Origin of the sequence: Achromobacter insuavis (assembly GCF_902859645.1) — a bacterium.
GTDB classification, from domain to species: domain Bacteria; phylum Pseudomonadota; class Gammaproteobacteria; order Burkholderiales; family Burkholderiaceae_B; genus Achromobacter; species Achromobacter insuavis.
In genome coordinates this window covers 84,478-105,160 of sequence record NZ_CADIJR010000006.1, presented here as the reverse complement: position 1 = coordinate 105,160, position 20,683 = coordinate 84,478, and the positions used below count along the sequence as shown (strand labels likewise).

The following is a 20,683-nucleotide window of genomic DNA, read 5'->3' as shown; positions in this document are numbered from 1 at the left end:
AACTGCCCCCGGTCGTCGAAACGGCCGGGGGCAGGCGTGGATCCGTCCCCGCGCGGGGAATATTGGCGACGGGGCTATTGAAACGCCGTTTCCATGAAGGTGCGCAGCTTGCGCGAATGCAACCGCTCGGGCGGCATGTCGCGCAGGCGCTCGAGCGCCCGGATGCCGATCTCCAGGTGCTGGTTGACCTGGCGGCGGTAGAACGCGCTGGCCATGCCCGGCAGCTTGAGTTCGCCGTGCAGCGGCTTGTCGGACACGCACAGCAGCGTGCCGTAGGGGACGCGGAAGCGGAAGCCGTTGGCGGCGATGGTGGCCGACTCCATGTCCAGGGCGATGGCGCGCGACTGCGCGAAGCGCTCGACCAGCTCGACGTGGTCGCGCAATTCCCAGTTGCGGTTGTCGATGGTAGCCACGGTGCCGGTGCGCATGATGCGCTTGAGATCCCAGCCGGACAGCCCCGCGACCTCTTCGACCGCCTGCTCCAGCGCCACCTGTACCTCGGCCAGGGCCGGCACCGGCACCCAGGTGGGCAGGTCATCGTCGAGCACGTGGTCCTCGCGCACGTAGCCGTGGGCCAGCACGTAGTCGCCCAGCCGCTGCGAATCGCGCAGGCCGGCGCAGTGGCCCAGCATCAGCCAGGCGTGCGGACGCAGCACCGCGATGTGATCGGTGATGGTCTTGGCGTTGGACGGCCCCACGCCGATGTTCACCAGCGTGATGCCCGAATGGTCGCCCCGCACCAGGTGGTAGGCCGGCATCTGCGGCAGGCGCTGCGCCTGGCCGTCGTCGGCCGGGCCGGATTCGCCGCGCCGCGTGATGCGGTTGCCCGGCTCCACCAGCATCTCGTAGTCCTCGTTGCCGCTGGCCATCAGCGCGCGGGCGCGGGCGCAGAACTCGTCGACGTAGAACTGGTAGTTGGTGAACAGCACGAAATTCTGGAAATGCGCCGGCGCCGTCGCGGTGTAGTGCTGCAGCCGGTGCAGCGAGTAGTCCACCCGCTGCGCGGTGAAAGGCGCCAGCGGTTTGGGCTCGCCCTCCTTGCCGCGCCACGAACCATTGACGATGGCGTCATCGGTCACCGCCAGATCAGGCACGTCGAACAGGTCGCGCAGCGGGCGCTTGAGCGCCTCCAGGTGCTCGCCTTCGACATAGGCGCCCTCGGGGAAGGCGAAATGCAGCGGGATGGGGGAATCGGATTCGCCGACCTCCACCGCCACGCGGTGGTTCTGCAGCAGCTGGCCGACCTGCTCGATCAGGTAGTCGCGAAACAGCGCCGGCTGGGTGATGGTGGTCTGGTAGATGCCGGGTTCGGCCACGTGGCCGTACGACAGGCGGGTATCGATGGGATCGTAGGTTTCCACCAGGATGCGGATGGCCGGGTAATAGGCCCGGGCCCGTTCGCGGCCGTTGGACGACCCTTTCAGGACTTCGCGGAACGCCGCCCGCAGGAATGCCGTGTTGCGGGCGTAGATTTCCGCCAGCCGGTCGACCGCCGCCACCGCGTCTTGGTAGGGCTCGAAAGGAATGGCCTCGGGCCGGTTCATCGAGGACAAAGGGTGCACTGCGTTCATCATGCGCTGGACTCCGCTTTCTTATGGTCTTGTTTTCAGCGGCCGCGGTCGGCGATCAAGCCGGAAAGGGCCGATGGCACCGATTATGCCCGACCCGGTCGTCAGATGAAGTGTCATATTGGCCCGCATGGCGGCGCACAATCTTCCGTCTCATGGTCGTCATTGAGATGGAAACAATATATCATTCCGTTTTTCCTTTTTTCACGCCCAGACCATGCCGCCGGCCACCGGCCTTCGCCCGCCCTCGACTCAGCGCCTTGCCCGATGGGCGACGCTGGCGTGGCTGTGCGCCTGCCTGCTGCTGGCGCCGCTGGGCGGCGCGCGGCACGCGCTGTCGCACCTGTATGGCGAACCGGCGTCCAGCCAGGATGCCGCGCACACCCCCGACAAGCTCGGCCATTGCGATCTCTGCCACATCTGGGATCTGCTGGACGCGACGCTGCCGGCCTCGTTTCCCGTCATCGCCGGCAGCCCGCCCCGGCTGACGCCGCCGCCGCCCTCCCCGCGCGGCGCCACCCTCGTCACCAGTCCCTGGTTCCAATCGCGCGCCCCGCCCGCCGCGGCCTGATCCCCTCGCGCCCGATATCAACCGCCGCCGACCCTCGGCCGGCATCCAGGACTGCCACCATGTCTTTTGCTTCTTCCTTCGCGGGGACGCGTTCGTCCCTGCGCGCCTTCACCCTGAGCCCGCTGGCCCTCGCCTGCCTGCTGGCGCTGCCGCAGGCCGCCCGCGCCCAGGCCGCCGCCGACGCCACCACGCTGTCGCCCGTCATCATCACCGCCAATCCGCTGGGCAGCGAAGCGCTCGCCTCGCCGTCCACGGTGGTGCAAGGCGCCGACCTCGACCTGCGCCGCGGCTCGAACCTGGGCGAAACGCTCAACGGCCTGCCCGGCGTCTCCACCACCACCTACGGCCCGATGGTGGGCCGGCCCATCATCCGCGGCATGGACGGCGACCGCATCCGCCTGCTGAACAACGGCGTCGGCTCGCTCGACGCCTCGTCGCTGTCGTTCGACCACGCCGTGCCGCAGGACCCGCTGTCCACCAACCGGGTCGAGATCCTGCGCGGCCCGGCCGCCCTGCTGTATGGCGGCAGCGCCATCGGCGGCGTGGTCAACACCATCGACAACCGCATTCCGACCGAACCCATCGACGGCATCCACGGCGACGTCGCCGGCAGCTACGGCGGCGCCAACAACGACCGCAATGGCGCGATCCAGCTCGAAGGCGGCGACGGCAACTTCGCCATCCACGCCGACGCCTTCAGCCGCAAGACCGGCGACCTGCGCATTCCCGGCTACGCCCGCACCGCGCAGCAGCGCGCCATCGACGGCCCCGACCAGGCCCAGCCGCGCGGCACCCTGCCCAACAGCGACGGCCAGGCCAGCGGCGGCGCGCTCGGCATGTCCTGGACCGGCGACCGCGGCTATGCCGGCCTGTCCTACAGCGGCTATGACTCGGATTACGGTTCGGTGGCCGAGCCGGACGTGCGCATCAAGATGCGCCAGGAACGCTTCGGCTTCGCCAGCGAACTGCGCGACCTGGAGGGCCTGTTCACCAGCGTCAAGGTGAACTTCGCCTACACCGATTACCAGCACAAGGAAATCGAGGACGGCGAAACCGGCACCATCTTCAAGAACCGCGGCTACGAGGCCCGCATCGAGGCGCGCCACGCCGACATCGGGCCGCTGCACGGCGTGGTCGGCCTGCAACTGGGCCAGACGCGCTTCTCGGCGCTGGGCGACGAAGCCCTGGTGCCCACCACCGACACCGACTCGGTCGCCCTGTTCGCGCTGGAGGAATGGAAGATCAACGACCGCCTGACGCTGAGCGCCGGCGCCCGCGCCGACCACACCCGCCTGACGCCGGGCGGCGGCGGCAACGAACGCTTCGACGGCTCCAACCGCCGCACCTTCACCGCCGGCAGCTTCTCGCTGGGCGGCATCTACAAGCTGGACAGCGCCTGGTCGGTGGCCGCCAACACCGCCTACACCGAGCGCGCGCCCACCTTCTACGAGCTGTACGCCAACGGCCCGCACGCCGCCACCGGCCAATACCTGGTGGGCGACCAGAACCTGGCCAAGGAACGCGCCTGGTCCGGCGACCTGTCGTTGCGCTACAAGAAGGACGCCGACAGCGCCAGCGTCGGCGTGTTCTACAGCCGCTTCTCCAACTACCTGGCCGAAATGAACACCGGCCGCTTCCGCAACGACGACGGCGACCTGGTCGCGGCCGGCGACGATGGCGCCCTGCCCGAGGCCCGCTACCAGGGCGTGTCCGCGCGCCTGTACGGCGTGGAAGCGGAAAGCAGCACGCGCGTGCTGCAACAGGGCGGCCACAAGCTGGACCTGGGCCTGTCGGGCGACTACACCGTGGCCCGCAACAGCGACACCGGCCGTTCGCTGCCGCGCATCCCGCCGCTGCGCCTGCGCGTGGCGCTGGACTACGGCTACGGGCCCTACAGCGCCGGCGTCAGCGTCTCCAAGGCCTTCGCCCAGCACAGCCGCCCGGACAACGACACCGCCACGGCGGGCTACTACAGCCTGGACGCCAACGCCGGCTACCGCTTCAAGGTTGCGGCGGTGCAATGGCAGGCCTACGTGCGCGGCATCAACCTGACCAACCAGGACATCCGCTACGCCACGTCGGTGCTGCGCGACGTCGCCCCCGAGGGCGGCCGCGCCGTGATGGTCGGCCTGCGCGGCAGTTTCTAGTCGCCAGGCGCGGCGCCCGTTACCTTTTCCCCACTGGCCGAGGTAACGGGCGCGCCGCCAGGATGCTGCATTGCACTACAAATGTAATGAAACTTTATTCCATTACAATGCGATGGCAGTTTGTGAAGCTCAAGCCTCCCCTGCACCCCTTTCCGCCGGCTTGTCCGACCCGACAAAGCCATGCCGCCCACTCCGATTCTTGAAGTGACGTAATGACGCCGCCTACGCGAAAAGCACGATCCGCCCTGTTCCGCCTTCCCGCTTTCCTCTCCGCCCCCCTGCTGGCCCTGACGTTCTCCTGGTTACCCGGCGCCGCCCAGGCGTCCATCCCCTCCGAACAAGCCCGCGCCACCCTGTCCGGCCTGAGCCTGGCACAGGAACCGACCGTGCCCACCCTGCGCGAACGCGTGGTGCAGGCCGGCCTGTCCGCCATCGGCACGCCCTACAGCTGGGGCGGCGACGACGCCGCCGAAGGCTTCGACTGCAGCGGCCTGGTGCTCTACGTCTTCCGCGAGATCGCGGGCCTGGAACTGCCGCGCACCGCGCGCCAGCAGCGCACCCAGGGCGACACGGTGTCCAACAAGAAACTGCTCAAGCCCGGCGACCTGGTGTTCTTCGCCACCCGCGGCCGCGGCATCACCTCGCACGTGGGCATCTACATCGGCCAGGACAAGTTCGTGCACGCCCCGCGCCGCGGCGCCAAGGTGCGGGTGGACGAGATGAAGAATCCCTATTGGTCCAAGCGCTATCTCGGCGCGCGCAGCTACATCGACACGGCCAAGGGCCAGATGCTGGCGCAACGATAAAAAGAAAGAAAAGGGCCTCCACGCCACGCGCTACGCGCTCGCTGCCCCCCGAGGGGGCTGCCCTGCTTCGGGGCGGCCCGGCGGCGGGTCGGCTGTTCTTGCGGGCGGGCATGCCGCCCTGGCAACAAAAAAGCGCCCGTGGGCGCTTTTTTGTTGCCAGCGGAAGAACCCCGATCAGCCGCGTCCGACGAACGGCATGTTGGTCGCCATGATGGTCATGAACTGCACGTTGGCGTCCAGCGGCAGCCGGGCCATGGCGGCGACGGCCTGGGCCACGTGGGCCACGTCCATGCGCGGTTCGACCTTGGTGCTGCCGTCGGCCTGCAGGATGCCGGCGGCCATGCGCTCGGTCATATCGGTGGCGGCGTTGCCGATGTCGATCTGGCCGCAGGCGATGTGGTACGGCCGGCAGTCCAGCGAGATCGACTTGGTCAGGCCGGTGACCGCGTGCTTGGTGGCGGTGTAGGCGATCGAGAACGGGCGCGGCGCGTGCGCCGAGATCGAACCGTTGTTGATGATGCGGCCGCCTTGCGGCGTCTGCGCCTTCATGACCCGGATCGCGGCCTGCGCGCACAGGAACATGCCGGTCAGGTTGGTATCGACCACCTCGCGCCAGAGCGCCACCGGCAATTCCTCGATCGGCATGGCGGGCGCGCCGCGGCCGGCGTTGTTGAACAGCACGTCGAGACGGCCGTACTCACGCTGGGTGGTGTCGAACAGCTCGCGCACCGCCTGTTCATCCGACACGTCGGTCGGCACCACCAGCGCCCGCACCCCGTCTTCGCCCGCCGCCGTGCGCGTGGCTTCGAGCGGCTCGCGCCGGCGGCCGGCCAGCACCACGCGATAGCCCTGCGCCAGGAATTCCAGCGCCACCGCCCGGCCTATGCCGGTGCCGGCGCCCGTGACCAGCGCAACGCGGGGAGGTTCGATCTCGTTCGTGTGCATCGGATGCTCCTTGTTATCTGTCGGCGAAATGCTACCCGAATCATTCTGGCGATGCTGCAAGCGAACGTTCCATCGTTCGCGCGCGCCGCCCGCCCCAGGGCCGCGGTCATCGGCACGGCCCCGCGCCACACTCCGCGCGCCAGGCGATCGACGTCCGGCAACCGCGCCGCGCGGCGGAAAACGATGGCGGCGGACGCGACATCGAACAACGCTCCTTGCCGCCCGTTGCGTCCGGACAAACCCCGTCCGCCGCCGCCGATGGCGCGCAAGGCGCGATCAATGCTTTGCGCTGTCACAAATTTCCATATAATTTTGGGAAATTAACTTATTACCAAAATTCCAATAAACCCGGAGATACCCATGGCGTTACAGCCCCAACTCCGCCGCTGGGCAGGCGTGCTGGCCCTTGGCGCCAGCGGACTCGCCGCCCTGCCCGGCGCGGCGCTCGCCGCCCCCGACGGCCGCCAGATCAGCACCCAGGGCGCCAATGGCGCGCCCGCCTGTATGACCTGTCACGGCGCCCAGGGGGAAGGCAACCCCGCCGCCGGCTTCCCGCACCTGGCCGGCCTGGGCGCCGCCTACCTGGCCGAGCAGCTCGAGGCGATGGCCAACGGCTCGCGCGTCAGCCCGGTGATGGCGGCCACCGCCAAGGCGCTGGATCCGGCCCAGCGCCAGGCCGTGGCCCAGTACTACGCCGCCCTGCCCGCGCCGCTGAACATCGACCGGCTGGCCGCCACCGCGCGGCAACTGGCCAAGCCGGACGACACCGGCGCCTGGCTCGCCACGCGCGGCGCCTGGGACAAGAACGTCCCCGCCTGCAACCAGTGCCACGGCCCCGGCGGCATCGGCGTCGGCGCCAACTTCCCCAGCCTGGCCGGCCAGCCCGCGGCCTACATCGCCGGCCAGTTGCGTGCCTGGCGCCAGGGCCAGCGCCCGCCCGGCCCGCTGGGCCTGATGCCGGCCGTCGCCACCCGCCTGACCGACGCCGAGATCGACGCCGTGTCCGCCTATTACGCCGGCCTGCCCAAGGCCGCCGACCTGCTTGCCGCGCAAGCCAACACCGCCGCGGGAGCCAAGCCATGAATCCGATCCGCCACCGCTTCGCCCGCCTGTTGCTGCTGGCCGCCGTGGGCGCCGGCGCGCTGATGTCGACCGCGACGGCCGCCGCCGCCGACGCGCGCCCCGCATTCACGCCGCCCAGCGCCGCGTCGCTGCCCGACACCGAATTCGGCAAGATCGTGCGCCAGGGCGAGCAGATCTTCCTGCACACGCCGCAGAACGCCAGCAAGTTCGTCGGCAACGACCTGAACTGCGCCAGCTGCCACCTGGACGCCGGCCGCCGGCCCGATTCCGCGCCGATGTGGGCGGCCTACGTGCTGTATCCGGCCTACCGGGCCAAAAACGGCCACGTCAACACGCTGGCCGAGCGCCTGCAGGGCTGTTTCCGCTTCAGCATGAACGGCAAGCCGCCGGCCGCCGACGATCCGGTGCTGACCGCGCTGCAGACCTACATGTTCTGGCTGGCCAGCAAGGCGCCCACCGGCGTGGCCCTCAAGGGCCAGGGCTACCTGAAGCTGCCTGCGCCGGCGCAGAAGGCCGACTACGTGCGCGGCAGCGAGGTCTACGCCCAGTACTGCGCCGTCTGCCACGGCGCCGAGGGCAAGGGACAGAAGAACGGCGAGCACTGGGTGTTCCCGGCGCTGTGGGGGCCGGATTCCTTCAACTGGGGCGCCGGCATGCACCAGATCGGCAACGCCGCCGGCTTCATCAAGGCCAACATGCCGCTGGGCCAGGCGGGGATGCTGAGCGACCAGGAGGCCTGGGACGTGGCGTATTTCATGAACGCGTATGAACGGCCGCAGGATCCGCGCTACACCGAATCGGTCGCCAAGACCCGCGCCAAGTACCACGACTCCGACGATTCGCTGTACGGCATCGAGGTCAACGGCCACCTGCTCGGCAGCGATTCGCCCGCGCCGGGCGGCAAGCTGACGCAGGCGGCAGCCCGCTGACGGCGCGGCGCGGCGGGTTTTCCCCCTGCCGCGCCGCGCGATTTGCTATCCTTCGGGTCTCGGCATCACACGCTCGTCACATTCATGCACGCCACTTCCGGCAATGTTTTCATGGTCGTCGCCCCCAGCGGCGCCGGCAAATCCAGCCTGGTCAAGGCCTTGCTGCAGCAAGACCCGTCCATTCTCCTGTCCGTCTCCTGCACCACCCGTGCGCCCCGCCCCGGCGAGGAAGACGGCCGCGAATACCGCTTCATCGGCATCGACGAATTCAAGCAGCTGCGCGACGAGCAGCGGCTGCTGGAATGGGCCGAGGTGCATGGCAATTTCTACGGCACGCCGCGCGACCGCATCGACGAAGCCACCCGCGAAGGCCGCGACGTGCTGCTGGAGATCGACTGGCAGGGCGCGCGCCAGGTGCGCCAGCGTTTTCCCGGCGCGATCGGCATCTTCGTGCTGCCGCCGTCCATCGAGGAACTCGAAAGCCGGCTCAAGGCGCGCGGCCAGGATGCGCCGCAAGTGATCGCGCGCCGGCTGATGGCCGCGGGCGGCGAAATCGCGCACGCGCCTGAATGCGAATATGTTATTATTAATCAAGAATTTAGCGTAGCCTTGTCGGAACTGACTCAAATCGTCAGCGCCGCTCGGCTGCGTTTTTCGTCTCAGGCCGCCCGCCACGCCGAATTGTTCGCGCAACTCGGCATCCCGGCAGCCCACTGAAACGAATCCGCATTCTCCCTATCCACCATCAGCACCAGGTGTCCTAATGGCTCGCATTACCGTCGAAGACTGTCTGAATCAGATCCCCAACCGTTTCAAGCTCACGCTGGCCGCCACCTACCGCGCCCGCGAGCTGGCGCAAGGCCATGCCCCGCGCCTGGACAGCAAAGACAAGCCCACCGTCACGGCCCTGCGCGAAATCGCGGGCGGCCTCACCGGCGCGGAAATGCTGCGTAAAGTTCCCACCTGATCTTCTCCGGGGGGCGGCAAGCATGGCTTTTCCCGGGCTGAAGTACGCTTCATCTGGTCTGCTTGCCGCGCTCCGTGCCGGCTCCCGTCTCGGGCGCCGCACCGGCAAGAAAGACAAGAATTCCCCCACGCCAGCCTCCGTCGCCGCGCAAGAAGCGGCGGATGCGACCGCCTCGCCGGTCGCCTCGCTGGCACCGCTGACCGAAATCATCGGCAGCTATCTCGACAAGAAAGATGTAGAACGCGTCCGCGAAGCCTACCGCTTCGCCGATCAGGCGCACCTGGGCCAGTTCCGCGCCAGCGGTTCGCCCTACATCTCGCACCCCATCGCCGTCACGGAAATCTGCGCGGGCTGGAAGCTCGACGCGAACGCGTTGTCCGCCGCCCTGCTGCACGACGTGATGGAAGACCAGGGCATCGCCAAGCACGAGCTGGCCGAGAAATTCGGCCCTGAAGTCGCCGAGCTGGTCGATGGCCTGTCCAAGCTGGACCGCCTGGACTTCGCCACCAAGGCCGAGCAACAGGCCGAGAGTTTCCGCAAGATGCTGCTGGCGATGGCGCGCGACGTGCGCGTCATCCTCATCAAGCTGGCCGACCGCCTGCACAACATGCGCACGCTGGACGCGGTCAACCCCGAGAAGCGCCGCCGCATCGCCCGCGAAACGCTGGACATCTACGCACCCATCGCCCATCGGCTGGGCCTGAACCTGCTGTTCCGCGAACTGCAGGACCTGTGCTTCGCGGCCATGTACCCGAACCGCTATCAGGTGCTGTACAAGGCCGTGCTGGCCGCGCGCGGCAACCGCCGCGAGGTGATCGGCAAGATCGCCGATTCGGTGCGCGCCGCCCTGCCGGCCGCCGGCATCGAGGCCGAGGTCACCGGCCGCGAGAAGACGCTGTTCGGCATCTACCGCAAGATGGTCGACCAGAAGAAGTCGTTCTCCGACGTGCTCGATATCTATGGCTTTCGCGTCATCGTCCACACGCTGCCCGAGTGCTACCTGGCGCTGGGCACGCTGCACCAGCTGTACCGGCCGGTGCCCGGCAAGTTCAAGGACTACATCGCGATCCCCAAGGTCAACGGCTACCAGTCGCTGCACACGACGCTGGTGGGTCCCTACGGCACGCCGGTGGAATTCCAGTTCCGCACCCGCGACATGCATCACGTGGCCGAGGAAGGCGTGGCCTCGCACTGGCTGTACAAGGGCGCCGACCTGACGCTCAACGACCTGCAGAAACGCACCCACCAGTGGCTGCAATCGCTGCTGGACATCCAGAGCCAGACCGGCGATTCGGGCGAGTTCCTCGAACACGTCAAGGTCGATCTGTTCCCGGACGCCGTCTACGTCTTCACCCCGCGCGGCAAGATCATCTCGCTGCCGCGCGGCGCGACGCCGGTGGACTTCGCCTACGCCATCCATACCGACATCGGCAACCAGGCGGTGGCGGCCAAAGTCAACGGCGAGTTCGTGCCGCTGCGCACGGAACTGAACAGCGGCGACACGGTGGAAATCGTCACCTCGCCCGCCTCGCGCCCGAACGCGCAATGGCTCAACTACGTGCGCACCGGCCGCGCCCGCTCCGAGATCCGCCACTACCTGCGCACCGTCAAGTACGAGGAATCGGTGGCCTTCGGCGAGCGCCTGCTGGGCCAGGCCCTGCAAGAGCTGCATATGCCGCTGCCGGCCACCGACGATCCGGCCTGGCAGAAGCTGGCGCGCAGCACCGGCGCCAGCTCGCGCGAGGAAATCCTGGCCGACATCGGCCTGGGCAAGCGCCTGGCCGCCGTGGTGGCGCGCCGCTTCGCGCCCGAGCACCAGCTGGTGGCCACCACCGCCGCGGCGGTGGACGAGCTGACCTCGGCCCGCAGCGCCCCGATCCTGATCCAGGGCAACGAAGGCCAGGCGGTGCAGCTGGCGCCGTGCTGCGGCCCGCTGCCCGGCGACCCGATCATCGCCGGCATGCGCATGGGCCACGGCCTGGTGGTGCACACCGCCGACTGCCCGGTGGCCATGCGCCAGCGCCTGCGCGAACCGGAACGCTGGATCAACGTCGCCTGGGACGCCCACACCGCCAAGCACCTGGCCACGCGCCTGGACATCGTCACCCGCAACGAGCGTGGCGTGCTGGGCCGGCTGGCCGCCGAAGTCACGGCGGCCGACGCCAACATCATGCATGTGACGATGCACGATGACGCGGTCTCGACCGTGTCGCTGCACCTGACCATCCAGGTCGATAGCCGCAAGCACCTGGCGCAGGTGATCCGCGCCATCCGCCACGTGCCGCAGGTGCAGAAGATCGTGCGCGTGAAGGGCTGAAGGGAGAAGCCCCCCCCCGAAGCGCTGCGCGCTTCCCCCTCAAGGGGGCATGTCTACGGACCGGCGGAGCCGGATCCGTGACATCCCGCTTGGGGCGCGGTTCTGGGGCGATCCGCGCTCAGGCCACGTGCTGCAGGAAGTCCTTCAGGCGCTGGCTGGGCGGATTGTCCAGCAGTTCGGCCGGCGGACCGTCATGGGCGATCTTGCCTGCGTCGATGAAGATCAGGCGGCTGCCGACCTTGCGCGCGAACTCCATTTCGTGCGTGACCACCACCATGGTCATGCCCTCCTCGGCCAGGTCGCGCATCACCTTCAGCACTTCGTGGCGCAGTTCCGGGTCGAGCGCCGAGGTCGGCTCGTCGAACAGCATCAGCTTGGGCTTGATCGCCAGCGCGCGGGCGATCGCCACGCGCTGCTGCTGGCCGCCCGACAGCTCGGACGGGTAGTGGTTCATGCGCTCGCCCAGCCCGACCTTGCGCAGCAACTGCTCGGCCAGTTCGCGCGCCTCGTCGCGGCTCTGGCCGCGCGTGTGCACCGGCCCGAACATGACGTTCTGCAGCGCGGTCATCTGCGGGAACAGATTGAACTGCTGGAACACCATGCCGGCCTCGCGGCGGATCTCGCGCACCTGCGCCGCGCCGCCATGCACGCTCAGGCCGTCAACGAGCAGGTCGCCGCCATTGATCGTCTCAAGCACGTTGATGCAGCGCAGGAAGGTGGACTTGCCGGAACCGGACGGCCCCACCACCACGACCACTTCGCCCGCATCGATATTGAGCGAGATGCCGTTCAGGACGGTGGACTCGCCGAACGTCTTGGTGACGTCATGAAATTCAACCATGCTCATAGTATGCGCATCCTTTTTTCCACCAGGTGCAGGATCAGCGCCATCGTGCCCGTCAGGATCAGGTAGACGATGGCGATCGCCGACCAGATCTCGACCGCGCGGAAGTTGCTGGCCATGATTTCCTGGCCCTGGCGGGTCAGTTCCGCGACGCCGATCACGATGAACAGCGACGAATCCTTCAGGCTGATGATGCACTGGTTGCCCAGCGGCGGAATCATGCGGCGGAACGCCACCGGCCCGATGATGTGGAACAGGATCTTGTGGAACGGCAGGCCCATCGCCTGCCCGGCTTCCTTCAGGCCCTTGTGCACCGATAGCAGCGAGCCGCGCACGATCTCGGAGATATAGGCGCCCGAGTTGATGATGAGCGTGACGATGGCCGCCCACTCGGCGTCCACCCGGATGTTCGCCAGCAGCGGCAAGGCGAAATAAATGAACATCACCTGCACCACGATCGGCGTGCCACGGATCACCGCGACGTACACCTGGGCGATGCCCGACAGGATCGGGTGCCCGTAGGCCCGGGTCACGCCGGAGAGCGCGCCCAGCAGGAACCCGCCGAACAGGCCCCAGAAAGTGATCTTGATGGTCATCTGCGTGCCCACCCACAGGTTGGGCAGCGCATCCATCACTACATTCCAGTCAAAATCCACGATTACCCCTCAATGGCGCGCCAGCGCGCCGCATCACGGCGGGAACGCCCGGCGGCGCAAGCGACTCGGGGCCGCCCCGTCCCGGGCCCGGCGTCGCCGGAGCGAAGCGCCGGGGCCCCAGACTGCCGGGCGGCCCCGAAATGCAACATCAATCCGACAGGGAAGCTCAGGGCTTCTTGCCGAACCACTTCTCGTAGATGGCGTCGTACTGGCCGTTGGACTTGAGCGTGGCCAGCGCCTTGTTGACCTGCGGCACCAGTTCGCTGCCCTTGGGGAAGGCGATGCCGTAGAAGTCGCCGCTCTTGACCGAGCCGACCACCTTGACGCGGCCCTTGCCAGCCGTGTTGGCGTAGTACTGGACGTTGGGCGTGTCGTGCACGGCGGCGTCGACCCGGCCGGTGGCCAGTTCCAGGTAGGCGTTGTCGATGTTGGGGAACAGCTTGAGCTTGGCGTCCGGCACCTGGGCCTTCAGGAAGTCCACGGTGGCGGTGCCGGTCTTGACCGCGACGGTCTTGCCAGCCAGCGACTTGGCGTCCTTGATGTCGGTGTTCTTGTCGCCGACCAGGATGGCCAGGCCGCTTTCGTAGTAGGGATCGGAGAAGTCGATCACCTTCTTGCGGTCGTCACGGATGGTGATGCCGGCCAGCGCGACGTCGATGTTCTTGGTCTGCAGGCCAGGGATGATGCCGTTGAAGTCCATCGGCTGCAGCTTGTACTTGACGTTCAATTCCTTGGCGATGGCGGCCCACAGGTCGACGTCGAAGCCGGTGTAGGTGTTGCCTTGCTTGAACTCGAACGGCACGAAAGCGGTATCGGTGGCCACCACCAATTCCTTGCCTTGGGCGTAGGCGCCGGAGGCGGCGCCAAACATGGCCACGGACAGGCCGACCAAGGCGGCGGCGACTTTACGTTTAATCATGAAACTCTCCTCTTGGGGGCCGATAGCACCCGGGTTTTAGTTGGAACATGATGCGCGGGCCACGCCGGGATCGCCGGAGCAACTTACGGGGCATGTTAACGCATCCGTCCCCACCGCAGAGAGCTTAGAAAAATTACAATCCGCATGACACCCCGGAGAATCCCCATGCCCTACAAGTATGTACGCATCGCCGGCAACCGGCGCCAGGTCGGCGCGGCGCTGGGCAAGCTGGCCCGCCCGCTGATGGCGACCTACCTGGACCAGAGCGCCACCTGGAAGGCGCTGCGCCCCTGGCGCGGCCACCCGTACCTGGACGAGCTGGGCGAACAGGCCCGGACCGCCCTGCCCGCCCTGTGGGACGAACTGGAGGGGCTGGCCGAGGGGCTGGACATGCCGCTGGCCGACGTGCTGTTGTGGAATTGCCGCGGCGACCTCCTGCACAGCAGCGGCAGCGGCGACGGCTGCACCTCGGTGGCGCTGAAAGCCGCCGACGGCACCCGCTGGATCGGCCACAACGAGGACGGCGACCCCTACCTTTACGGCCGCTGCCACCTGGTCGACGTGGCGCTGGAGGACGCGCCGGGCTACCTGAGTTTCTACTATCCGGGTTCGCTGCCGGGCCATACCTTCGGCGCCAACCGCGCCGGCCTGGTGCAGACCATCAACAACCTGCGCACCCGGCAACGCCCTGCCGGCGTGCCGCGCATGCTGCTGGCCCGCGCGGTGCTCGACTGCGCCACGCTGGACGAGGCGGTGGCGCTGCTGCGCGACACCCCGCGCGCGGGGGGCTTTCACCATACGCTGGGATCGGCGGCCGACGCGCGCATTTTCAGTGTCGAAGCGACACCGGGCACCGCCTCGGCGCAGGAAATCGGCACCCGGTATGGCCACGCCAACCATATGGTGCACCAGGCCAGCCGGGGGCAATCGCAGATCATCACCGACTCGTCGCGCGACCGCCAGCGCCGCATCGAGGGCATCGTCGACACCTGGTCCCCCGCCACCACGGGCGCCGACCTGCTGGCGGCGCTGCACGATACCGAAGGCGATTTGCCGATCCTGCGCACCGATGCCGCGGACCCGGATGGCGAAAACACGCTCGCCACCGCGATCTTCGAGATCGGCGATGGCGAGGTGACGTTGCGGGTCTATGACCGCAAGGCCAAGGCGGAGATCGTGCTGGATGTGATGAACGATCCGGAGTGACGGGGCGCGAATCGTCCCGTGCGGACGGCCCGGCGTTCACATTGATCGACACACCCGCACATCGATCAGGACTCGAACCATACGCGCCACCGACAATCTCGGATCAATCGCCAACTGGAAATGGGGCGGCGCTGCATAGAATGAGACTCAATTTTTTGAGAGTCTCATGCGCGGCAGAATACTCAACTACTTGCGTTCGATACAGTGGCACGATCCGGGAACGGTCGCCTTCATGATTGACCTGGTTCAAATCGTGGCGATCGTGATCGTTCTCATCCTCGTGGCGATCGCGGCAATTCGACATTGGCTTTTCGCCTGAGAACCCAATCCCATGGCCCCAACGCAAACGGGGCGACCCGTGATGACCATCCCGGATCGCCCCGCCCTCATGCCGCCGACTCAATGGGCGCCGTAGCCCCCGCCTCCCGGCGTTTCGACCACGAACACGTCGCCCGGATGCAGCTGGGCGCTGTCCTGCGGACCGAGTTCCTGGACCGAGCCGTCGATGCGTTCGACGTAGTTGCGGCCCATCGCGCCCGGTTCGCCGCCGGCCAGGCCGAACGGCGCGTGCAGGCGGTTGTTGGACAGGATCGCGGCGGTCATGTCTTCCAGGAAGCGGATGCGACGCACGCCGCCGTTGCCGCCGGCATAGCGCCCCGCGCCGCCCGAACCGTGGCGGATCTCGTACGATTCGAGCCGCACCGGGAAGCGGAACTCCAGCACTTCGGGGTCGGTGAGACGCGAGTTGGTCATGTGCGCCTGCACCACCGAGGTGCCGGGGAAGCCTTCATCGGCCGGACCGGCGGCGTCGATGCGCACGGGCCCCGCGCCGGTGCCGCCGGAGATGGTCTCGTAATACTGGTGGCGCGCGTTGCCGAAGGTGAAGTTGTTCATGGTGCCCTGGCTGGCGGCCAGCACGCCGAGCGCGCCGTACAGCGCGTTGACGATGCACATGGACGTCTCGACGTTGCCCGCCACCACCGAGGCCGGCGGGTTCGGACGCAGCATCGAGCCTTCCGGCAGGATGATGGACAGCGGCACGAGGCAGCCGTCGTTCAGCGGGATGTCGTCGTTGACCAGGGTGCGGAACACGTACAGCACCGCGGCCACGGCGATGGCGCCCGGGGCGTTGAAGTTGTTGTCCAGCTGGTCCGACGTGCCGGTGAAGTCGACCACGGCGCTGCGCGCCTGGTTGTCGACCCGCACCGCGACGCGGATGACCGCGCCGTTGTCCAGCGGATACTCGTAGCTGCCGTCCTTGAGCACCGAGATCACGCGGCGCACCGCCTCTTCGGCGTTGTCCTGCACGTGGCCCATGTAGGCCCGCACCACGTCCAGCCCGAAGTGATCGCACATGCGCAGCAGTTCCTGCACGCCCTTTTCGTTGGCGGCGATCTGCGCGTGCATGTCGGCGATGTTCTGGTCCGGATTGCGCGCCGGCCAGCGGCCCGAACCGAGGATGTCGCGCGCGGCCTGTTCGCGGAACTCGCCGCCCTTGACCAGCTGGAAGTTGGTGAACAGCACGCCTTCGTCTTCGACCGTCTTCGAATCCGGCGGCATCGAGCCCGGCGTGGTGCCGCCGATGTCGGCGTGGTGGCCGCGCGAGCCGACGTAGAACAGGATCTCGCCGCCCTTGCGGTCGAACACCGGCGTGATCACCGTGACGTCCGGCAGGTGGGTGCCGCCGTGGTACGGGTCGTTGACCACGTAGGCGTCGCCCGGCTGCATGCGGCCGGCATTGGCGTTCATGACGGTGCGCACCGACTCGCCCATGGAGCCCAGGTGCACCGGCATGTGCGGCGCGTTGGCGATCAGGCGGGCCTTGGCATCGAAGATGGCGCAGGAGAAGTCCAGGCGTTCCTTGATGTTGACCGAGTATGCCGTGTTCTGCAGGCGGTAGCCCATCTGCTCGGCGATCGACATGAACAGGTTGTTGAACACCTCCAGCATCACCGGGTCGGCCTGGGTGCCGACGGCGCGGCGCTGCGGACGGGCCTCGACGCGGCGGATCACGAAGTGGTCCTGCTGCGTCAGCTCGGCCTGCCAGCCGGGTTCGACCACGGTGGTCTGGTTCGGCTCGGAGATGATGGCGGGACCCGCCACCACGTCGCCGCCGGCCATGTCTTCACGCACGTACAACGGGGTGTCGCGCCAGGCGCCGCCGCTGTACATGCGCACCGCGCGGCGCGGCGCCAGCGCGCCGTCGCGGCTGCGCGAGGCGGGCGTCTCGGTGACGCGCTCGCCGCCGCCGGTGGCTTCCACCGAGATGGTCTCCACCACCAGTTCGCGGTTGGGCATGAGGAACGAATAGCGCTGGCGGTAGGCTGCCTCAAAATCCGCGCGCGCCTGTTCCAGCGTGCCATAGGCCACGTCCAGCGCGGTGTCGGTGCCGCGGTACTTCAGGTGCAGGCGGCGCTGCACCTGGATGTCGTTGTCGGCCACGTGCTGGCGGCGCAGTTCGCCCACGGCCTGCTCGGCCAGCGCGTCCAGCTCGCCTTGCAGCTCGGCCATCAGCGCGGCGTCGAGCACCTTCTCGACGGTCTTCTGGCGCATGTCGGTCTGGTCCGCCAGGCCCATGCCGTAGGCCGACAGCACGCCGCCCAGCGGGTGCGCGAACACGGTGGTCATGCCGAGCGCGTCGGCCACCAGGCAGGCGTGCTGGCCGCCGGCGCCGCCGAACACGGTCAGCGCGTACTCGGTGACGTCGTGGCCGCGCTGCACCGAGATGCGCTTGATCGCTTCGGCCATGTTGCCGACGGCGATTTCGAGGAAGCCCTCGGCCAGCTGTTCCGGCGTCATGTCGCGGCCGGTGGCGGCGCGGACCTCATCGGCCATGGCTTCGAAGCGCTGCACGACGGCGTCGCGGTCCAGCGCTTCGTCGGCGTCGGGGCCGAACACCTTGGGGAAGAAATCGGGCTGGATCTTGCCGAGCAGCACGTTGCAGTCGGTCACGGCCAGCGGGCCGCCGCGGCGGTAGCAGGCGGGGCCGGGGTTGGCGCCGGCCGAATCCGGGCCGACGCGCAGGCGCGCGCCGTCGAAATGCAGGATCGAGCCGCCGCCGGCCGCGACCGTGTGGATGCTCATCATCGGCGCGCGCATGCGCACGCCGGCCACCAGGGTCTCGAATTCGCGTTCGAATTCGCCGGCGTAGTGCGACACGTCGGTGGAGGTGCCGCCCATGTCGAAGCCGATGACCTTGTCGAAGCCGGCCTGCTCGCTGGTGCGCACCATGCCGACGATGCCGCCGGCCGGGCCGGACAGGATGGCGTCCTTGCCGCGGAAGCGGTGCGCGTCGGTCAGGCCGCCGCTCGATTGCATGAACATCAGGCGGATGCCGGGCAGCTCGCTGGCCACCTGGTCGACGTAGCGCTTGAGGATGGGCGACAGGTAGGCGTCGACCACCGTGGTGTCGCCGCGCGAGACGTACTTGATCAGCGGGCTGACCTCGTGCGAGGCCGACACCTGGGTGAAGCCGATCTCGCGCGCGATGCGGGCGGCGCGCTGTTCGTGAGCGGTGGCGTGCCAGGCGTGCATGAAGACGATGGCGACCGTGCGGATGCCGCTGTCGTAGGCCGCCTGCATGTCGCGGCGCAGCGCCGCTTCGTCCAGGTCGCGGATCACTTCGCCGTCGGCGGCGACGCGCTCGTCGGCCTCGACCACGGCCTCGTAGAGCATTTCCGGCAGCAGCACGTTGCGGTCGAACAGGCGCGGACGGTTCTGGTAGGCGATGCGCAGGCCGTCGCGAAAGCCGCGGGTGGTCACCAGCAGCGTGCGTTCGCCCTTGCGCTCGAGCAGCGCGTTGGTGGCGACGGTGGTGCCCATCTTGACGCATTCGACCTGCTCGGCCGGCACCGGCTGGCCGGGCGCGATGCCCAGCAGCTTGCGGATGCCCGCCACCGCCGCGTCGCGGTACTGCTCGGGGTTCTCCGACAGCATCTTCGCGGTGGTGGTGGTGCCGTCGGGGCGGCGCGCCACGATGTCGGTGAAGGTGCCCCCACGATCAATCCAGAATTGCCACTTCATATTCATCCTCGGGTACAAGAAGCCGCCACGGCGCTGCCGGCCGCGGCGTGCGGGTTGTGGTACGGGGCGTGGCCCCGCGTATCGGTTACAGGGAGGTCGCGGCGCGCGCGGCCTGGTCGTACAGGCCGGACAGGGCGCGCAGCGTGTGCGCCAGCTGGCGGCTGAATTCCAGGCCGCCCCCGCCCGGCGCATCGAGGCCGGCGGTCAGGCATTGCTCGCGGATTTCGCCGTAGCGCTTGATGATGGCCGCGCCCTCGGGCGTGACGCTGTAGAACACTTCCTTGCTGGCGCGCTCGCCCTTGACCACGCCCAGGCGATCGAGCTTTTTCAGCGCGTAATTGACGATGTGCGTGTCTTCGACATTGAGCGTGAAGCAGATGTCGGCCAGCTTCTTGGGACGCTGGCGGTGAAACACGTGGTGGAACACCATGACGTCGGTGGGCGTCAGGTCGGGCAGGCCCGCCGCGGCCATGCAGCGCACGGTCCAGCGGTCAAAGGCGTGGCTGGCGATCATCAGGCCGAATTCGACTTCGGACAGATCGGGCGCGCTGCCTCCGGCCAGGTGGGCCGACGAGGCGATCAGCGTGGAGGTCATAACGGCTGCGCAACAAGTTTATCTGCGCGAAATACTAATAATTTATCTATATTTCATCAATAAAAAATAAATCAGGGACACAAAAAAACCCTCGTTTCGAGGGAATACCCTAGTCCCGTCGGCCAGGTTCGCAGGCCTCGCCCCGGGCGCGCCAGGGCGTTCGCGGCAGACGTCCAGACAGACGCCTGCCCCAAGCCTGGACGCTACGGCGCGTCCCAGCCCGCCGGCAGGTGCGCGCGGATCAGCGAACCGGCGATGGAGATGCGCGCCGCGATCTCGGGCATCGGGTCGCCCGGGCCGAACCATTGCGCATGGGCGATCTCGTCTTCCTGCACGCGGATGTCGCCGGACACGTACTCGGCCGTGTAGGCCACCATCAGCGAATGCGGGAACGGCCACGACTGGCTGCCGAAGTACTTCAGGTTGCCGACCTTCAGGCCAACCTCTTCCAGCACCTCGCGATGCACCGTCTGCTCGATGCTTTCGCCCGGCTCGACGAAACCGGCCAGCGCCGTGTAGCGCCCGGTGGCGTTGGCGGTGTGGCGCGCCAGCAGGATGCTGTCGCCCTTGCGGATCAGCACCATCATGGCCGGCGAGATGCGCGGATAGGCCGAGAAGCCGCAGGCCGGGCAGCGCTGGCAGAACTCGCCGCTGACGCGGGTGGTGGCGGTGCCGCAGGCGCCGCAGAAGCGGTGGGTGCGGGCCCATTCGGCGATCTGATAGGCGCGGCCGGCCAGCGCCATGCGCTCTTCGTCGAGCACGCCGAACAGGGACCGCAGCTTCTTGAAGGCGTAGCCGTGCGGCGCCTCGATGCCCGGCTCGACATGCGCGGCGCGGGCCGGCGATTCCGGCGCGGCCCAGACCGGCTGCAGGGCATCGGCCCCAAGCCCGGCGCGCACACAGGCGTCCAGGTCCGGCAATACGCTGGTGGCTTCCTCGACCAGCAACTCGTCACGACGAAAAACGAAATTCACACGACCCTCTGCGACACGACTGTGATGACGAGATCTTAGAAGAAAAAAGCCTTGCCGCAAGATATCGTCCGGCCCGTGGGCACACTCGTTCAATCTTCAAGTATCCGGCGCGCGCCAGCCTAGGAATTACCCG

General features: G+C 68.0%; 18 protein-coding genes. 10 read left to right on the top strand and 8 right to left on the bottom strand.

Annotation, left to right across the window (positions count from 1 at the left end):
* Nucleotides 1-74: 74 nt before the first annotated feature.
* Nucleotides 75-1,574 (bottom strand): AMP nucleosidase, encoded by a 1,500-nt coding sequence (locus H0523_RS05845; RefSeq protein WP_369815833.1) that lies wholly within the window; start codon nt 1,572-1,574, stop codon nt 75-77.
* Nucleotides 1,575-1,785: 211 nt separating this feature from the next.
* Between H0523_RS05845 and H0523_RS05840 the strand changes: the two genes are divergently transcribed.
* The 3 genes from H0523_RS05840 (at nt 1,786) to H0523_RS05830 (ending at nt 5,092) form a co-directional block, all read left to right on the top strand.
* Nucleotides 1,786-2,139, top strand: a complete 354-nt coding sequence (locus tag H0523_RS05840) for a hypothetical protein (protein WP_054431407.1) — start codon at nt 1,786-1,788, stop codon at nt 2,137-2,139.
* A 59-nt stretch (nt 2,140-2,198) separates the two neighbouring features.
* Complete coding sequence (locus H0523_RS05835) at nt 2,199-4,286, top strand: TonB-dependent receptor (protein ID WP_054431406.1); 2,088 nt, start codon at nt 2,199-2,201, stop codon at nt 4,284-4,286.
* A gap of 212 nt (nt 4,287-4,498) precedes the next feature.
* Complete coding sequence (locus tag H0523_RS05830; RefSeq protein ID WP_054431405.1) at nt 4,499-5,092, top strand: C40 family peptidase; 594 nt, start codon at nt 4,499-4,501, stop codon at nt 5,090-5,092.
* Between the two features lie 174 nt (nt 5,093-5,266).
* Here the strand turns inward: H0523_RS05830 and H0523_RS05825 are convergent, their stop codons facing one another.
* Nucleotides 5,267-6,037 carry an SDR family oxidoreductase gene (locus H0523_RS05825; RefSeq protein WP_054502644.1) on the bottom strand — a complete coding sequence of 257 codons (771 nt, stop codon included), beginning with the start codon at nt 6,035-6,037 and terminating at the stop codon, nt 5,267-5,269.
* A gap of 360 nt (nt 6,038-6,397) precedes the next feature.
* Here H0523_RS05825 and H0523_RS05820 point away from each other — a divergent pair, with 360 nt between their 5' ends.
* The 5 genes from H0523_RS05820 to H0523_RS05800 all read left to right on the top strand — a co-directional run bounded on the left by H0523_RS05820 (nt 6,398) and on the right by H0523_RS05800 (nt 11,333).
* Nucleotides 6,398-7,120, top strand: coding sequence for a c-type cytochrome (locus tag H0523_RS05820; protein ID WP_054431403.1), 723 nt, complete (start codon nt 6,398-6,400; stop codon nt 7,118-7,120).
* On the top strand, nt 7,117-8,049 hold the full coding sequence (locus H0523_RS05815; protein ID WP_054431402.1) for a c-type cytochrome: 933 nt from the start codon (nt 7,117-7,119) through the stop codon (nt 8,047-8,049). The genes H0523_RS05820 and H0523_RS05815 overlap by 4 nt, the downstream gene beginning before the upstream one ends.
* 84 nt (nt 8,050-8,133) lie before the next feature.
* Entirely contained in the window at nt 8,134-8,766 is a 633-nt protein-coding gene (gene gmk / locus H0523_RS05810; RefSeq protein WP_076413045.1) for a guanylate kinase, read from the top strand.
* Between the two features lie 46 nt (nt 8,767-8,812).
* Nucleotides 8,813-9,016: a DNA-directed RNA polymerase subunit omega gene (gene rpoZ, locus H0523_RS05805; RefSeq protein ID WP_006394760.1), complete on the top strand. Its 204-nt coding sequence runs from the start codon at nt 8,813-8,815 to the stop codon at nt 9,014-9,016.
* Nucleotides 9,017-9,038: 22 nt separating this feature from the next.
* Nucleotides 9,039-11,333 (top strand): RelA/SpoT family protein, encoded by a 2,295-nt coding sequence (locus H0523_RS05800; protein WP_006394759.1) that lies wholly within the window; start codon nt 9,039-9,041, stop codon nt 11,331-11,333.
* A gap of 118 nt (nt 11,334-11,451) precedes the next feature.
* On the opposite strand, the gene glnQ is transcribed toward H0523_RS05800, so the two are convergent.
* From glnQ to glnH, 3 genes are all read right to left on the bottom strand, one after another.
* A complete protein-coding gene (gene glnQ / locus H0523_RS05795) occupies nt 11,452-12,180 on the bottom strand; it encodes a glutamine ABC transporter ATP-binding protein GlnQ (RefSeq protein WP_054431401.1) in 729 nt (242 codons plus the stop codon).
* Complete coding sequence (gene glnP, locus H0523_RS05790) at nt 12,177-12,833, bottom strand: glutamine ABC transporter permease GlnP (RefSeq protein WP_035360348.1); 657 nt, start codon at nt 12,831-12,833, stop codon at nt 12,177-12,179. The genes glnQ and glnP overlap by 4 nt, the downstream gene beginning before the upstream one ends.
* A gap of 166 nt (nt 12,834-12,999) precedes the next feature.
* A complete protein-coding gene (glnH, locus tag H0523_RS05785) occupies nt 13,000-13,752 on the bottom strand; it encodes a glutamine ABC transporter substrate-binding protein GlnH (RefSeq protein ID WP_054431400.1) in 753 nt (250 codons plus the stop codon).
* 165 nt (nt 13,753-13,917) lie between these two features.
* Here glnH and H0523_RS05780 point away from each other — a divergent pair, with 165 nt between their 5' ends.
* Together H0523_RS05780 and H0523_RS05775 are read left to right on the top strand one after the other, a co-directional pair.
* Entirely contained in the window at nt 13,918-14,958 is a 1,041-nt protein-coding gene (locus H0523_RS05780; protein ID WP_054431399.1) for a C45 family autoproteolytic acyltransferase/hydrolase, read from the top strand.
* A 166-nt stretch (nt 14,959-15,124) separates the two neighbouring features.
* Complete coding sequence (locus H0523_RS05775; RefSeq protein ID WP_156350074.1) at nt 15,125-15,277, top strand: hypothetical protein; 153 nt, start codon at nt 15,125-15,127, stop codon at nt 15,275-15,277.
* Between the two features lie 80 nt (nt 15,278-15,357).
* On the opposite strand, the gene H0523_RS05770 is transcribed toward H0523_RS05775, so the two are convergent.
* From H0523_RS05770 to nudC, 3 genes are all read right to left on the bottom strand, one after another.
* Nucleotides 15,358-18,981: a hydantoinase B/oxoprolinase family protein gene (locus tag H0523_RS05770; RefSeq protein WP_054431398.1), complete on the bottom strand. Its 3,624-nt coding sequence runs from the start codon at nt 18,979-18,981 to the stop codon at nt 15,358-15,360.
* 85 nt (nt 18,982-19,066) lie between these two features.
* Complete coding sequence (locus tag H0523_RS05765; RefSeq protein WP_006388202.1) at nt 19,067-19,576, bottom strand: winged helix DNA-binding protein; 510 nt, start codon at nt 19,574-19,576, stop codon at nt 19,067-19,069.
* Nucleotides 19,577-19,779: 203 nt separating this feature from the next.
* Entirely contained in the window at nt 19,780-20,550 is a 771-nt protein-coding gene (gene nudC / locus H0523_RS05760) for an NAD(+) diphosphatase (RefSeq protein ID WP_054431397.1), read from the bottom strand.
* Nucleotides 20,551-20,683 lie beyond the last annotated feature (133 nt).